This is a genomic window from Paenibacillus litoralis, from assembly GCF_046244365.1.
Taxonomy (GTDB): domain Bacteria; phylum Bacillota; class Bacilli; order Paenibacillales; family NBRC-103111; genus Paenibacillus_V.
In genome coordinates this window covers 158700-173690 of sequence record NZ_CP176395.1, presented here as the reverse complement: position 1 = coordinate 173690, position 14991 = coordinate 158700, and the positions used below count along the sequence as shown (strand labels likewise).

Sequence of the window (14991 nt, the reverse complement as noted above, 5' to 3'; positions counted from 1 at the left end):
TTCATTGCGTTTAGCCTGCCCTTAATGCCCCGGCTGAACGATCGGTTGTTCGCCTGCCTTCTCGTTTACGTGGCTCTTAGCGGGAATCTCCATTCTTGCCTTGCCCATAAACAGAATGAACAGGAAGGCAAGAACGCCGATCACGATCGACCATTGGTACACGTAGGAAATCGAATCCGCCAGCACGCTCATTAGCTTATGATAAGCGTCCGCCGGAAACATTTGCTTGACCGTATCCTGCAAAAGCCCGCGTCCGTCGCCGATCTGGTCCGCAAACTGAGGCGGAACGATATCCGTAAGCCCCGCCTTCAGCTGATGCGACTGAATCGTGCCGAATATCGTAATGCCGATCGCCGAGCCGATCGTCCGGAAAAATTGGTTCATCGAATTGACGCTGCCGCGCTTGTTCATCGGGATTTTGTGCAGAGCCGAAATCGAGATGACCGGAAACGACGTGCCGGCGCCTAACCCCATGACGATCATATACAGCGTGACCTGCCAGCGAGGCGTATCGATCCCGATCGTGCCGAGCAGAAGCAGAGCTATAATGATTAGTACGACGGAGCCTAGCATAATGTTTCGATAAGATAACCGGCCGATAAAACGGCCTCCGATCGCGCTGCTCGCAACGACGCCCAGCATCATCGGGGTAAGAACGAGGCCCGCGCTCGTCGCACTGCCTCCGAACACGCCTTGAATAAACAACGGGATGTACGTTGCACCCGATATCATGATGGCGCCATAGAGAAAAGCGATGCCCATGCTGGAGCTAAACAACCGGTTGCGGAACAGCCCCATGGAAATCAGCGGATCCGCGACCGCTCTTTCCGTAAGCAAGAAGGCGATAAGCAGAACGACAAAACCGCCGAGCAGCCCGACAATTTGCCAAGAGTCCCAGGCATATTCCTTGCCGCCCAGCTCGAGGCCGAACAACAAGCATAAGATCGCTCCGACCATCAGCACCGTGCCGGCCCAGTCGATCCGCTGCTTCACATGCGTTTTCGACTCGTGATAGCATGCCGTAATCACCAGGAAGGAGATGACGCCAAGCGGCAAGTTGATATAGAAGCACCAGCGCCAATTCACATAATCGGTGAAAAAAGCGCCCGCGAGCGGTCCCAATACGCTGGAAATGCCGAACATCGCGCCGAACAGTCCTTGCATCTTCCCCCGCTTCTCTGCCGGAAAAATATCGAAAATGATCGTAAACACGATCGGCATCAAAGCGCCCCCGCCGATCCCTTGAATCGCGCGGTACGTGATCAGCTGCTCCATGCTTTGCGCCGTCCCGCAGAGCGCCGAGCCGATCATGAACACGACCAGGCCGAGCAAATAGAACCGTTTCCTGCCGTACATATCGGACAGCTTGCCGAAGATCGGCATGCCCGCCACACTCGTTATCAGGTACGCGGAATACACCCATACAAGCTTATCCAGCCCCCCGAATTCCTTCAGAATCGTCGGCATCGCCGTGGAAACGATCGTTTGATCGAGCGCGGCCAGCAGCAGTCCGAGCATCAAGCCGACAACGGTCAGCTTGACGTTCGATTTTTTGACATCCATGTACTCCACTCCTTTACTTTCCATTATACAAATTATTATATTCAAATTTGAGTATCATTCAATTGGAAATTACGTCTACGGCTAACATTTTGCCATTCCCTTCCCGTCCCTTACTCGATATACTTTCTAAAAAAAGAGGCCGCACATGCGCCGAGAGGGGCCGCAATGATCTTCAAATCTTCCCGATATTTGAACCGGCTGTTTCTGTTCAGTTTCATTCTTTCGATTCTGCCAGTCATGCTGCTCGGCGCGTTCTCTTATATGAAATCGTCCGACATGATTCAGGCCAAGGTCACCGAAAGCAACATGCAGCTTCTCCAGCAAATTCAGCTCCGCGTCGAGCAGGAACTGAAGACGGTGGACAATATGGTCATCCAATATGCCAATACGACGCTTTTTAAGAATGCCATCCGCAAACCGCTCGCTCCGCGCGACTTTCTCGAGGTGGAAGAAATTTTACGCAACTTGTGGTACATGAAGACGTTCGAGTTCGGGATTGAGAACGTATCCTTGATCAGCTCCGCTCAAGACTGGATCCTTAACAACGACGGCCTGGCCAAATTCAGCTCAAGCGATTATGCGGAACGCATGCAAGCTTATCTTAGACTCCCCAACCATTCCTACTGGCTGCGGGAAAACGTAAACGGGCGAACGTTCGTCAGTCTGATCAAAAAGCTTCCGACCACCTTCTCGCCGCCCGAGGGCATCGTCGTCCTGCAGATTCCTGTCCAGTACCTGCAAAAGATGGTGACGCTCGAGCAAAAAGGCCATACGATCATGATTGTCGATAGCAGCGACCGTATCCTGGCGCATGAAGATTCGTCCAAGCTCGCCAGCGACGTTTCGGGGCTTTCCTATATCCAGAGAGCCAAACAGTCGGACAAAGACAGCGGCGTCCTGTCCGCATCGTCGGCTGACGGCGATATCAGCGTCATTTACCGAAAGTCGTCCTATACGGGTTGGACTTATTTCTCCGTCGTGTCCATCGGCGAAATAACGAAGGATTCCCGCTCCATCGGCTGGATCACGCTGCTGACTTGCTTCGTCCTTTTCTTTATCATTCTGATTTCGGCGCTTTTTGGCTCCAAACGTATGTACAACCCAGTACGCAAGCTGTTCCAATCCGTGCTCGGCCCGGTGGAGCCGCCGTCCGGCAAAGCGAGAAGCGACGAATTTACGTTTATCGGGGACCGCATTCGGTCGCTGCAGGATACGCAGCTTCAGATGTCCGGGCAGATCGAGACGCAAATCCAGCAATTGAAGCTGTTTTTCATGCAAAAGCTGTTCCGGAACGAGTTGACGGCTCAGGATATCCAGGAGCAGCTGCCCCCATTCTCGTTTCCGGTCGAGTGGAGATGGCTGTGCGTCTTAACGCTGGAAATCGATACGCTGGAAGGGACGCGCTATCGGAAGCAAGACCATGACCTGCTTATGTTCGCCATCAACAATATCGTCAGGGATCTCATTCCGGCAAAGCTTCAATTTACGCCGGTACCGGTAGACCAGTCTCAAGTCACGTTGCTGTGCGGGTTTGAGGAGAGTGAGGCGGATTTCAAAAGCTTTATTTTCGGGTGCGCCGAGAAAATACAGCAGACCGTCAAGGAGCTGCTGGACCTGCAGGTCAGCATCGGGATCAGCAGGCCGTTCCGGGAGGTCGCGAAGGCCCCGCAGGCGTTCCGCGAAGGCATCGAGGCGCTCAATTACCGGATCAAGCTCGGCCACCGGATTATTTTGCACATCGAAGACGTCCTGCACGGCGAAGCCATGCAGCCTCCGTACCCCTCCAGAAGCGCAAGCGAGCTGTACGACGCGATGCGTATGGCCGACCGTGAAAAGGCGGAGCTGTGCCTGAAGCAGTTTATGGCTGACATCGCCGCGATGGAGCTGACGCCCCGGCACTACGAGCTATTCTTATCGAGGCTGCTTGCCGATATCGTCCGGTTCGCCGAGGACTCGGGACAAGCTCTTGCCGCGCTTGCGGAAGAGCAAAGCTTATTTAAACAGCTGTTCGCCATCAAGACGCTTCAGGAAGTCGAAGCCTGGCTCTCCGCAGCGCTGATCGTACCGGTCATCGAATCGATCGAGAACCGGAACGATGCGCAGTATAAGCGCCTCTCGGACGAGATCGTTGCGATCATTCACGAGAAATACGATACGGACTTGACGCTGGAAGCGTGCGCCTCTCTGCTGAACTACCATCCGTCCTATATTAAGCGGGTGTTCCGCAAAGGAACCGGCATCAGCTTCAGTGAATATTTGTCCATGCACCGGATGACGGTTGCACGAAAATGGTTGTCCGAAACCGATATGAAAATTTCAGAAATCGCCGAGAGGCTCATGTACAACAACTCGCAAAATTTCATTCGCCAGTTCCGCAAAGTGGAGGGAATGACGCCCGGCGACTACCGCAAACGGCAAGAGAAATGATCGACATACCTGCAATCCCCGAGGAAACGCCCGCATGGCGCGCTACTCGGGGATTTTTTGCCTACAGCGCCCTAATGATTATAGGGTCCGTGATGATTATTGCCCCCGAAACCGGCCGCCCCCCAGCCTAATCGCCAAAAGGGGCTCTAGTGATTATAGACGGTTACCCGGCTCCAAGCGATGATAGTCCCACAAGGATAAACGCATTCGGCGTCTTTGATACCTGACGTTTGCCGAGAAATGGAACAATCGGCGGAGGATATCCTTTCTGACATTTTGAGAAAACGCTGGCGGCAACCCGCTGCGAAGTACAACGAAAGCGACGAATTAAGAATCAAGGAGGGCTTCCATTTGCAGTCTAACCCATTGCCAACCCGGATGCTGAACGAACGCATGGAGCGGAAACGGTGGGTCCGGCCGTTCATCCGGGATCGCTGGCTGTACTTCATGCTGATACCCGGTATCGCTTACTTCCTTCTTTTTAAGTACGTACCGATGTGGGGCGTATTGATCGGCTTCAAAAACTATCAGCCCTTCCTCGGCTTTACGGGCAGCGAATGGGTAGGGTTCAAGCATTTCGAGCGGTTTTTCACGAATCCGGTATTCGGCATGCTGCTCAAAAACACGTTTGTTTTGGCCATCTATAATATCGTGTTTTTCTTCCCGATGCCGATCGTCATCGCCCTGCTCCTGAACGAAGTCAGGAAGGAAGCGTACAAACGATTCGTCCAGACGCTCATCTATATTCCGCATTTCGTCTCCTGGGTTGTCGTGGTCGGGATCGCCTACATTTTCTTTACCTCGGAGGGCGGCCTATTTACCGAATGGATGAAGGCGTCGACGGGTAAGCAAATCAACTTGCTGGAAAGCGCGGATTGGTTTCGTACGCTAATAACGGCGGAGGTGATCTGGAAGGAGACCGGCTGGGGGACGATCATTTTCCTCGCCGCCTTGGCTGGAGTCGATCCGCAAATGTACGAGGCGGCCCGCATGGACGGAGCCAGCCGTTGGCGTCAGCTGTGGCATATTACGCTGCCGTCGATCCGGAACGTGATCGTGATTCTGCTCATCCTGCGGCTGGGCACGTTCCTCGACAACGGCTTCGAGCAGATCTACCTGATGCTCAACCCGCTTAACCGGGAAGTCGGCGAGGTGTTTGACACGTATGTGTATACGAGCGGCATTACGCAAGGGCAATTCAGCTACAGCACCGCCATCGGCGTGTTCAAATCGGTGGTCGGCTTCGTACTTGTCGCAGGAGCCAATTATTTAGCCAAAAAATTCGGCGAGGAGGGCGTCTATTGAATAAGCCGTCTCTCCGTTCCGCTGCCGTCGTTACCCTAAAGCGAGGTGAATCCGATGATCGAAGGTAAAACATGGGGCAACCGCCTGATCGACACGTGCATTTACGGCATTCTGCTAGCGTTCTCCCTGGCTACCTTCCTGCCGTTCCTGTATGTGATCAGCGCTTCGTTCACGGCCTCCGAGGTGCTGGTTCAGAAAACGTTCGTCCTGCTGCCTACGAAATTTTCGCTGGACGCGTACAAATACATTTTTTCCACCGAAACGCTTTCGCGAAGCCTGATCGTAACGATTTTGGTCACGCTCGCCGGAACGCTAGTGAATCTGGTGTTCACCATTTTGATGGCGTATCCGCTCGCCCGCTCCCATCTGAAAGGACGCAAGCCGATCATGCTGCTGATCGTCTTCTCGATGCTGTTCAGCGGCGGCATGATTCCGACGTATTTGGTCGTGAAGTCGCTTGGGATGATCAACACGTACTGGGCGCTCATTATCCCCGGCGCGATCAGCGCCTTCAATCTGATCGTGCTGAAAAACTTTTTCCAGCAGTTGCCCGACGGGCTTGAGGAATCGGCCAAAATCGACGGCTGCAACGACCTCGGTATTTTGATCCGGATCGTGCTTCCGCTCTCCATGCCGGCGATCGCGACGTTCTCGCTGTTTTACGCGGTCGGTCATTGGAACACCTTTTTCAACGCGATCCTGTATTTGAACGACCATACGAAATGGCCGATCCAGGTGCTGCTGCGGCAGATCGTCATCTTGTCGGAAGGCGGCATCGGCGATTCCAGCACGTTCGACGCGACCTTCGTCCCGCCCAGCCAGACTGTCAAAATGGCGTCGATCGTCGTCGCGACCGTACCGATCCTGCTCGTCTACCCTTTGCTGCAGAAGCATTTCGCCAAAGGCGTTTTTCTCGGCTCGATCAAAGGGTAAGAGCAAACCGAACCGGTGATTGCATCTTGCGGACTGAAGATGTATCATACAACAATTATTGAAGGGGCGATGTACATGAAAACATGGAAGCATACGACGGCTGCCGTTCTTGCAATCGGTTTGACGGGAGCGCTTGTCGCCGGCTGCGGTGGCAGCGCAACGACTGATGGCGGGAAGCAGGCAGACAGCTCGCCTAAAGCGGAATCCCCGAAGTCGAAAGAACCGCTTGCCATCAAAATGATGGTGCCGTATTGGAATGCCGAGCCGCCTAAACAGGACGGGGAAACGCTGAAAAAGGTACAGACGCATACGAATACGAAGCTCGATATCGTCTGGACGCCGGGCTCCGCCTATCAGGACAAGATGAACGCGAGTATCGCCTCTCAGGATTTGCCGCAAATTTTGTACGTACTAGCGAACGGCAACAAAAACGCCGGCTTGGTCAACGCGGTCCGCTCGGGCATGTTTTGGGAGATCGGGCCTCTCTTGAAGGATTATCCGAACCTGAGCAAAATCAACGAGCAAATGCTGAAGGACAGCGCCTTCGACGGCAAAATTTACGGGATTTACAAGTATATCCCCCAAGCGCGCAACGGCATCGTCATTCGCCAGGACTGGCTCGATAATTTAGGCATGCAGCAGCCCAAAACGCTGGACGAGTTGATCAAGGTGATGCGCGCGTTCACATTCAACGATCCGGACAAAAACGGCAAACAGGACACCATCGCCGTCGGCGGAGCCGGCACTAACGGCTTCGAGCTGTTCGTAGCCTGGTTCGGAGGGCCGAACCAATTCGATCTGAAGGATGGCAAGCTCACCCCCTCCTTTATGACCAAGGAATACATGGATGCGCTGAAGCTGTACAAATCGTTCTACGACGAGAATATTATGAACAAGGATTTTGCCGTCAACAAAAACGATTTCGACATGATTAACAAAGGCAAATCCGGCATGCTATTCGCCGCACTGGAAGAAGTCGAGTCCCGCTACGTCGATCTGTACAAAGCGTTCCCGCAGGCGAAGCTGGACGTCATCAGCAGAATCGAAGGGCCGAAGGGCGTCAGAGTCGTTACCCGGGGCGCATTCCCGCCGCAGTTCATGTTCCCGAAAACAAGCGTCAAAACCGAGGTCCAGCTCAAACAAATCTTGGGCTATATGGACAAATTGGCCGATCCGGACATGCAGAACCTGTTCACTTGGGGCTTCGAGGGCTCGACCTACAAGATGGAGAACGGCAAGCCGGTTCGTACCGACGCCCAGAAATTCAATACGGACATAGCCTCTTACGAATTCATGCGGTTTGACGATTCGTCCAAAGCGATGAAGGGCAATAACTCGCCGATCTTGGAAAAAGCGCTGCAAATGCAGATCGACAACTTCCCGACGGCTATCCAAAATCCGGTGCAAGCGCTCATTTCGCAAACCAATATCGAGAAGGGCAGCGAGCTGTCCAAAATCATCAGCGACGCCACGACGAAATTCATCATGGGTGAAATCGACGAGACAGGCTGGAACAAAGCGGTCGAGCAATGGCGCAAAACCGGCGGCGACCAAATCATTAAAGAATATGAGGAAGCCTACGCGAAAATCAACAAGAAATAGGAGAAAAGAGACCTTCGAACATTTGTTCGAAGGCCCTTTTTATGCGGAAGGACAGCTCGATCTAACAAAATAAAGAAAACTATCTTGAAAACTGTTCTTGTAATTTTCAGAATATTCGAGTAACATAAATGTCATCAAATCGAACGATGCGTAACTGGCGTAAACATGGAGAACCATGAGGGAGCGCATCGATAACGGCCGTACGCCTGGGCGAAGTGCTTGATCTTGCGATCGAGTGCTTCTTTTTGTTATTCGAATCCGAATGAAGGAAAGGCGGGTGAACGGCTTGAGGATCGCGTACATTTTGTTCGACGGGATGACGTCCTTGGATTTTATCGGCTTTTATGACGCCGTATCGTGGCTGAAAATCATGAAAGCAAAGGAAGACTTAACGTGGGATCTATGCGCGGACAAAGCGGAAATTACCGACGATCGCGGCATGACGATCAAAATCGGGCATGTTCGCCCCGATCTGTCCGGTTACGATGTCGTATTCGTTCCGGGCGGAATACCCACGAGGCAGCTGAGGCACGACGCCGATTTCATCGCCTGGCTGCAGACGGCCGCCAAAGCCGAATACAAGGTGTCCGTATGCACAGGTGCGTTGCTGCTGGGAGCCGCCGGCTTTCTGAACGGCAAGCAGGCTACGACGAATCCGTCCGCCTACGATCTGCTCGCGCCCTATTGCGACACCGTGCTCAAAACCCGCATCGTCCGTGACGGCAACGTTTTTACCGGCGGCGGCGTTTCCGCCTCTATCGACCTGGGGTTGTTTTTCGTAGAGTCGCTAGCGGGCATCGATTTCGTCAGGAAGGTTCAGGCAGCCATGGATTATCCTTATTATCGCCCCGGCCGAATGACGGACCTAGACATGCCTTTTGATTAATCGAAACGGGAGTGAGAACGATACTTATTAGACCGCTTCAAAATGGCGAAGGAGCCGCTATCGACGCCTTGATGGCGCAATATCCGCTGCAGTTTCCGAGCTTTGTCAGAATGAGGTATCCGGACCGGTGGCGGTCGTTCTGGGAAGCTGAAGGCTGCAAGCCTAGCGCTTACTATGTGGCGCTTGCCGGCGATGGAGAAATCGCGGGACATACCGGTTTTATTTACAATGATGAGGTCGGGCTTTATGAAATCGTAGGCGTCGTCGTTTCCAAGGAGCATGCGCGTCAGGGAATCGGCAGAGCGTTGATCGACCACGTTTGCAGGGACATTCGGGAGCAAGATGCCGCCAAAGTAATGCTCTATACGCTCGGCCATGCCGATACCGGGCCTACACTTCGCTTTTATCGCGATCTGGGCTTTGAAACGGCCGCCTGGGAAAAAGATTACTTTGCCCCCGCCTTCGATAGGGTCACGTTCGTGAAAACGCTGCGGAAGGAATATTGAATGCTGCTTGATAAGCGTAACATTAGTTCGGCGTCCTTATTATACCCAGACAGCCTACCTCTCCTACTTTTAACCACAAGGTATGAAAACAGTCCGGTGCTGTAAGATACAACCCGGACTGTTCGTTCATTGCCCCCCTAGGAGCGAAAAAAGTTCGGCAAATATGCTTTATGCTGCTCGAGCATTTCGTTCAGCATCTTCTCGGCAACATTCGCCGACGGCACAAGCGGATGATGCGTCAACGCCTGCAGCGCAAGCCCGCGATCGCCGTGAACGGCCGCTTCGATGGCCAACTGCTCGTAGCATTTGACTGCGTGGATCAAGCCTTTGGCCGCAAGCGGAATGTGCGATACCGGAAGCGGAATCGGCCCCTGCTTCGTTACGACACAGTTGACCTCGATACAAGCATCCGCCGGTAGGAAATCGAGAATGCCGCGATTGCTTACGTTAAGCGTTTGAATGTCGCGCGTATCGTTGTACAGCGATTTCATCAGGTTAACCGCCGCTTCGGAATAGTAGGCGCCGCCGCGTTTTTCAAGCTGCTTCGGCTTTTCCGACAGGTTCGGATCCTTATACAGCTCGAAAAGCTCGTCCTCTACCCGCTTCACCACCTCGGCGCGGGTTCCTTCCTTAGCCGAAGACGTCTGCTGCTCCTCGAACATTTCCTTTTGCAAATAGTAATATTTCAAGTAGTAGGATGGAATGGCACCCAGCGAACGAATCAGCTCAGCGTTCCAGTTCAAGCCCGGCACGTTCTTGGCAGAGTACGCTTCGCCTTCGGCAAGCAGCTCCTCCAACTTCGATTCCCCGTCGATGCGCACCTGCGTGATCCAGTGCAGATGGTTCAAGCCAACGAATTCGGCGTAAATGCGATCGGCCTTGACGTCATATAGACCCGTCAGCCATTTATATACGCCGATCGGCGCGTTGCACAAGCCGATCGAGCGGATGGATGAATATTTCTGTATCGCTTCCGTCACCATCCCGGCGGGATTCGTAAAGTTAAGCAGCCATGCATCCGGACACAGCTCCTCCATATCGCGGCAGATGTCCAGCAATGCGGGAATCGTGCGAAGCGCCTTCATCATACCGCCTGGGCCAGTCGTCTCTTGGCCGATAACGCCGTATTTGAGCGGAATCGTTTCGTCCCATATCCGTGCCTGCAGGAGGCCCACGCGCATTTGCGTAGAAACGAAATGCGCCCCCTGCAGCGCTTCGCGGCGATCAAGCGTGAGTCGAAGGGAAATCGGCAATCCCGATTTCTCGACCATCCGTTGTGCCAGCTGTCCGACGATCCGCAGCTTATGCTCGCCTTTCGGAATGTCGACTAACCAAATGTCGGTCACCGGGAACCTCTCATGATTCAGGATAAAGCCTTCGATCAGTTCCGGCGTGTAGGAGGAGCCTCCGCCGATGACGACAACCTTCAATCCGTTTGCGTTACTCACTTTGTCCACTTCCTTCCAAGTTGTTGATGGCGCTCAGCCGTTCGTAGACATCCGACTCGATGGCAGCTCCCGCTTTATCCATCGCAAGCAATACGGCACCGACTACCGGCTCCATGGTTAGAACCCGCAAGCTGCAGCCGGGTGCGACTGCATGCGCATACGCTTCGATGTAGGGGTGAACGAATTTGGCATCCCCTCTCGTCAGCACGCTCCCTGCGAGGACAAGATCGAATACTTCTTCCTGCATACTAAGCTTCTTAATCACGGCAGCTGCAGATTTACCAATTTCGACGCCTTGATGGCGCAATATGGTTATCGCCGCTCCGTCGCCTGCTTCTGCCGCCTCAAACAACAGCTTTACAGCCTGAAGCGGTACTCTGCGCGGATGATCGAGAAAGTCGTGAAACATCTTTTCCGCACCGTCAAACCCGAATGCGTTCAGCAGGAGATCCGTTAGCAGTGTCGGTTCTTCCCGTCCTTCCCACGAGCGTATGACGGCTCTAAAGGCCTCGGTCGCAAGAAAGCTTCCTCCGCCCCAATCGCCGTAATCGTGGCCAAAGCCGCCGCATTGATACGTCTGACCGCTGCGGTTGATGCCGGCGCTATTAATGCCACTGCCGCATATCGCCACGATGCCATAGGGCCGGTACGTCCCTGCCCGCAGCGCGATAATCGTATCGCAAGCCAAATCGTGATTGGCTATACCCAGCTCCGTCACCATCGGGCGAAGGATGCGAAAATCGGCTTCACGGTCTGCACCGGCAAGTCCGTAATAAGCGAAATCGATTTGCGAAGCCGTAACATCCGCTTGGCGGAGCGCTTGCTCGACCGCATCATGCAGACTTCGTCTCGCTATTTCCAAATCGATCTGATGATTACCGCAGCCGCTTCGGCCGCTGCCTCTTATCCGTCCTTGTTCGTCCGTAATGACGGCGACCGTTTTGCTTCCCCCTGCGTCCAACCCCAGATAATAGGCCACTTTGCCCTCTCCTTTATCGCTTATACGCGTCGCCGCTCTCGTCCTGGAACACGACAACCGCCTTTTGATAGCGCCGTATAACACTTTCCAACGAAAGTTAAAACGGTTTAATTTTTGAGCAAAAAAATTATAAACCGCCAATATCACTTCTGAATACAAGTCCCGATAATGTTTATAATTTTTTTGAATAATAATACTACAATTACTCAATACCTAATCATAGGCTTGCGCTACATTTAGCAAATGTTTAAGGGCTTTAATTTTGTGATTTTAGTCTATTCGCTTTCTTCGCTTCTGTCAATCACTAGACCGGACATAAAGGGTACGGAAATCCTTGGGCATTCTTGGATCCAAACGTTTGCAGGTTAGCGGAATGGTGAGCATGGCTTTTAGCAGCAATCGCAAAAAAAGAGGGGGCCTCAATCGCTCCCTCTCTTCCGCATATCGACTATAAAACCGCTTTTTCCAGCTCGCGCTGCTGCTGCTCCACCGCTTCGGTCCTTGCGCGGTCGCGCTCCAGGATGGGCTTCAGGTATTTCCCTGTGTATGAGCCTTCCACGCGAACAACCTGCTCCGGCGTTCCGGTCGCAATAATCGACCCGCCGCGGCTGCCGCCTTCCGGTCCAAGATCGATCAAATAGTCAGCCGTCTTAATGACGTCCAGGTTATGCTCGATAACCAGCACCGTTTCGCCGTTGTCGACAAGTCGGTGAAGCACGCGAAGCAGCCTGTCGATATCGTCGATGTGCAGCCCCGTCGTCGGCTCGTCGAGAATATAGATCGACTTGCCGGTGCTGCGCCGGTACAGCTCCGCCGCAAGCTTCACGCGCTGCGCTTCGCCGCCCGACAAAGTCGTTGCCGGCTGGCCGATCTTCATATAGCCGAGTCCGACATCGAATAACGATTGCATTTTACGGTGAACCCGCGGAATGTTTTTGAAAAACTCGCAAGCATCCTCAATCGTCAGTTCCAGCACTTCCGCGATATTTTTGCCTTTGTATTTCACTTCCAGCGTCTCGCGGTTGTAGCGCTTGCCCTTACATACCTCGCACGGTACGTAAACATCCGGCAGGAAGTGCATCTCGATCCGGATAATCCCGTCGCCGCGGCAAGCTTCGCATCTTCCGCCTTTGACATTAAAGCTGAAGCGGCCTTTCTTGTAGCCGCGCACCTTAGCTTCCGTGGTAGCCGAGTACACATCGCGGATGTCGTCGAACACGCCGGTATACGTAGCCGGATTGGAACGCGGGGTGCGTCCGATCGGCGACTGGTCGATGTCGATAACCTTCTCGACATGCTCCAGGCCAAGCATCTGCTTATGCTCGCCCGGACGTGTCTTCGCGCCGTTCAACTCGCGTGCCAGCGACTTATAAAGAATATCGTTAATCAACGTGCTCTTGCCGGAGCCGGATACGCCTGTCACGCAAGAAAACACGCCGAGCGGTACCTTCAGATTGACGTTCCGCAGGTTGTTTTCCTTGGCTCCCTTGACTTCCAGCCATTTGCCGTTCGTTTTGCGGCGCTCCGCAGCCACGGGAATGAACTTCCGTCCGCTCAAATATTGGCCGGTGAGGGAGTTCGGATCCTCCATAATTTCCTTTGGCGTTCCTTGAGCAATGACCTGGCCGCCGTGAATGCCCGCTCCGGGACCGATGTCGATAACGTAATCGGCCGCAAGCATCGTATCCTCGTCATGCTCGACGACGATGAGTGTATTGCCCAGATCGCGCATATGCTCGAGCGTACGAATCAGACGGTCGTTGTCACGCTGGTGCAGACCGATGCTCGGCTCGTCCAGAATGTACAGAACGCCCATCAGACTTGAGCCCACCTGCGTGGCGAGGCGAATCCGCTGCGCTTCTCCGCCGGATAACGTTCCAGCCGCACGGCTGAGCGACAAGTAATCCAGTCCGACGTTTACGAGGAAGCCGAGACGCGATTTGACTTCCTTCAAAATCAAATGGCCGATTGCCAGTTCCTTCTCGTTCAGATTCAAGCCTTCAAAAAACTCCTGGGCATCGCCGATCGACAGACCTGTAGCAAACGCGATATTTTTATTGTTGATCGTCACGGCAAGGCTCTCGGGCTTCAACCGCTGCCCTTTACAGCGGCCGCACGGCTTCGCGCTCATGTAAGCTTCAATATATTCGCGGATGCCGTCCGATCCGGTTTCCCGGTAACGGCGCTCCAGGTTCCTGACAATACCCTCGAACGGCACGAGCGCTTCTTTCGTTTGGCCGAAGTCGTTCTCATAGCGGAAACGTACTTTCTCTCCGCCTGTACCGTACATCAGCACCTTCATTTGCTCGGCCGACAGCTCCCTGACCGGCACCTCGCGCGAAATGCCGTAATGTGCGCAGACCGACGCAAGAAATTGCGGGTAGTAGTTGGACGTGCTGCCTGCCCAAGCTTCAAAAGCCCCTTCCTCGATCGTCTGATCGGCATTCGGCACGAGCAGCTCGGGATCGACGATCATCTTCACGCCAAGCCCGTCGCAATCCGGACATGCCCCGAACGGGCTGTTGAAAGAGAACATCCGCGGGGCCAGCTCTTCGATACTGAAGCCGCACTCCGGACAAGCGAGATTTTGGCTGAACAGCAACTCCTCATGCTCCATGACATCGACGATAACGCGTCCGTCGGCAAGCTTCAGCGCCGTCTCAAGCGAATCCGCCAGCCTCGCGTGCACGTCATCTTTAACGACGATCCGGTCGACTACGACTTCAATGGAATGCTTCTTGTTTTTCTCGAGCTCGATTTTCTCGGACAAATCGAGAATTTCGCCGTTGACGCGCACCCGTACGAAGCCCTGCTTCTGAATGTCGGTAAACAGCTTGCTGTGCTCGCCCTTGCGGCCCGATACGATCGGCGCGAGAATTTGCAGCTTCGTGCGCTCCGGATATTCCATAATGCGGTCGACCATCTGCTCGACGGTCTGCGACGTAATTTCAATACCGTGTTCGGGACAATGCGGGCGTCCGATGCGGGCGAACAACAGCCGCAAGTAATCGTAAATTTCCGTTACGGTGCCGACCGTCGAACGCGGGTTGCGGCTCGTCGTCTTCTGATCGATCGAGATGGCCGGCGACAAGCCGTCAATCGAATCGACATCCGGCTTATCCATTTGGCCTAGAAATTGTCTCGCATACGCCGACAACGACTCGACATAGCGGCGTTGTCCTTCCGCATAAATCGTATCGAACGCGAGCGACGACTTGCCCGATCCGCTCAGCCCGGTCAGCACGACGAAACGGTCCCGCGGGATCGTCACGTCGATATTTTTGAGATTGTGTGCCCGCGCGCCCTTGATGACGATGCTTTCGTTTGCCACTTGCGTTTCCC

The 14991-nt window shown here is 53.9% G+C and carries 10 protein-coding genes and 1 riboswitch; of the genes, 6 read left to right on the top strand and 4 right to left on the bottom strand.

All coding sequences use genetic code 11. From position 1 onward, the window contains the following. Positions 1-21: 21 nt before the first annotated feature. Entirely contained in the window at positions 22-1563 is a 1542-nt protein-coding gene (locus tag ACKGJP_RS00740; RefSeq protein ID WP_409343811.1) for an MDR family MFS transporter, read from the bottom strand. 165 nt (positions 1564-1728) lie between these two features. On the opposite strand from ACKGJP_RS00740, the gene ACKGJP_RS00735 reads away from it, so the two are divergent. The 6 genes from ACKGJP_RS00735 (at position 1729) to ACKGJP_RS00710 (ending at position 9222) form a co-directional block, all read left to right on the top strand. Then, positions 1729-3990: a helix-turn-helix domain-containing protein gene (locus ACKGJP_RS00735; RefSeq protein WP_409343810.1), complete on the top strand. Its 2262-nt coding sequence runs from the start codon at positions 1729-1731 to the stop codon at positions 3988-3990. A 378-nt stretch (positions 3991-4368) separates the two neighbouring features. Continuing rightward, the gene (locus ACKGJP_RS00730) at positions 4369-5295 is read left to right on the top strand and encodes an ABC transporter permease (protein WP_409347041.1); all 927 of its coding nucleotides are present in this window, start codon (positions 4369-4371) and stop codon (positions 5293-5295) included. A gap of 54 nt (positions 5296-5349) precedes the next feature. Then, positions 5350-6228 carry a carbohydrate ABC transporter permease gene (locus tag ACKGJP_RS00725; protein ID WP_409343809.1) on the top strand — a complete coding sequence of 293 codons (879 nt, stop codon included), beginning with the start codon at positions 5350-5352 and terminating at the stop codon, positions 6226-6228. Positions 6229-6303: 75 nt separating this feature from the next. Continuing rightward, positions 6304-7830: an extracellular solute-binding protein gene (locus ACKGJP_RS00720; protein ID WP_409343808.1), complete on the top strand. Its 1527-nt coding sequence runs from the start codon at positions 6304-6306 to the stop codon at positions 7828-7830. Between the two features lie 140 nt (positions 7831-7970). Continuing rightward, a riboswitch (ZMP/ZTP riboswitch) is annotated at positions 7971-8049 on the top strand. A gap of 67 nt (positions 8050-8116) precedes the next feature. Next, positions 8117-8716: a DJ-1/PfpI family protein gene (locus ACKGJP_RS00715; RefSeq protein WP_409343807.1), complete on the top strand. Its 600-nt coding sequence runs from the start codon at positions 8117-8119 to the stop codon at positions 8714-8716. Positions 8717-8787: 71 nt separating this feature from the next. Further along, entirely contained in the window at positions 8788-9222 is a 435-nt protein-coding gene (locus tag ACKGJP_RS00710) for a GNAT family N-acetyltransferase (protein WP_409347040.1), read from the top strand. A 137-nt stretch (positions 9223-9359) separates the two neighbouring features. On the opposite strand, the gene ACKGJP_RS00705 is transcribed toward ACKGJP_RS00710, so the two are convergent. The 3 genes from ACKGJP_RS00705 to uvrA all read right to left on the bottom strand — a co-directional run bounded on the left by ACKGJP_RS00705 (position 9360) and on the right by uvrA (position 14980). Further along, entirely contained in the window at positions 9360-10670 is a 1311-nt protein-coding gene (locus ACKGJP_RS00705) for a 6-phospho-beta-glucosidase (protein WP_409343806.1), read from the bottom strand. Then, entirely contained in the window at positions 10663-11649 is a 987-nt protein-coding gene (locus ACKGJP_RS00700; RefSeq protein WP_409343805.1) for an N-acetylglucosamine kinase, read from the bottom strand. Before ACKGJP_RS00700 ends, ACKGJP_RS00705 begins: the two co-directional genes overlap by 8 nt. Before the next feature lie 448 nt (positions 11650-12097). Then, the gene (uvrA, locus tag ACKGJP_RS00695; protein ID WP_409343804.1) at positions 12098-14980 is read right to left on the bottom strand and encodes an excinuclease ABC subunit UvrA; all 2883 of its coding nucleotides are present in this window, start codon (positions 14978-14980) and stop codon (positions 12098-12100) included. Positions 14981-14991: the final 11 nt, after the last annotated feature.

Bases quoted from the DNA above. Each gene is read 5' to 3' on its own strand.
- ACKGJP_RS00720 (WP_409343808.1), top strand. From the start codon at position 6,304: ATGAAAACATGGAAGCATACGACGGCTGCCGTTCTTGCAATCGGTTTG.
- ACKGJP_RS00710 (WP_409347040.1), top strand. From the start codon at position 8,788: ATGGCGCAATATCCGCTGCAGTTTCCGAGCTTTGTCAGAATGAGGTAT.
- ACKGJP_RS00740 (WP_409343811.1), bottom strand. From the start codon at position 1,563: ATGGATGTCAAAAAATCGAACGTCAAGCTGACCGTTGTCGGCTTGATG.
- ACKGJP_RS00735 (WP_409343810.1), top strand. From the start codon at position 1,729: ATGATCTTCAAATCTTCCCGATATTTGAACCGGCTGTTTCTGTTCAGT.
- ACKGJP_RS00730 (WP_409347041.1), top strand. From the start codon at position 4,369: ATGCTGAACGAACGCATGGAGCGGAAACGGTGGGTCCGGCCGTTCATC.
- ACKGJP_RS00725 (WP_409343809.1), top strand. From the start codon at position 5,350: ATGATCGAAGGTAAAACATGGGGCAACCGCCTGATCGACACGTGCATT.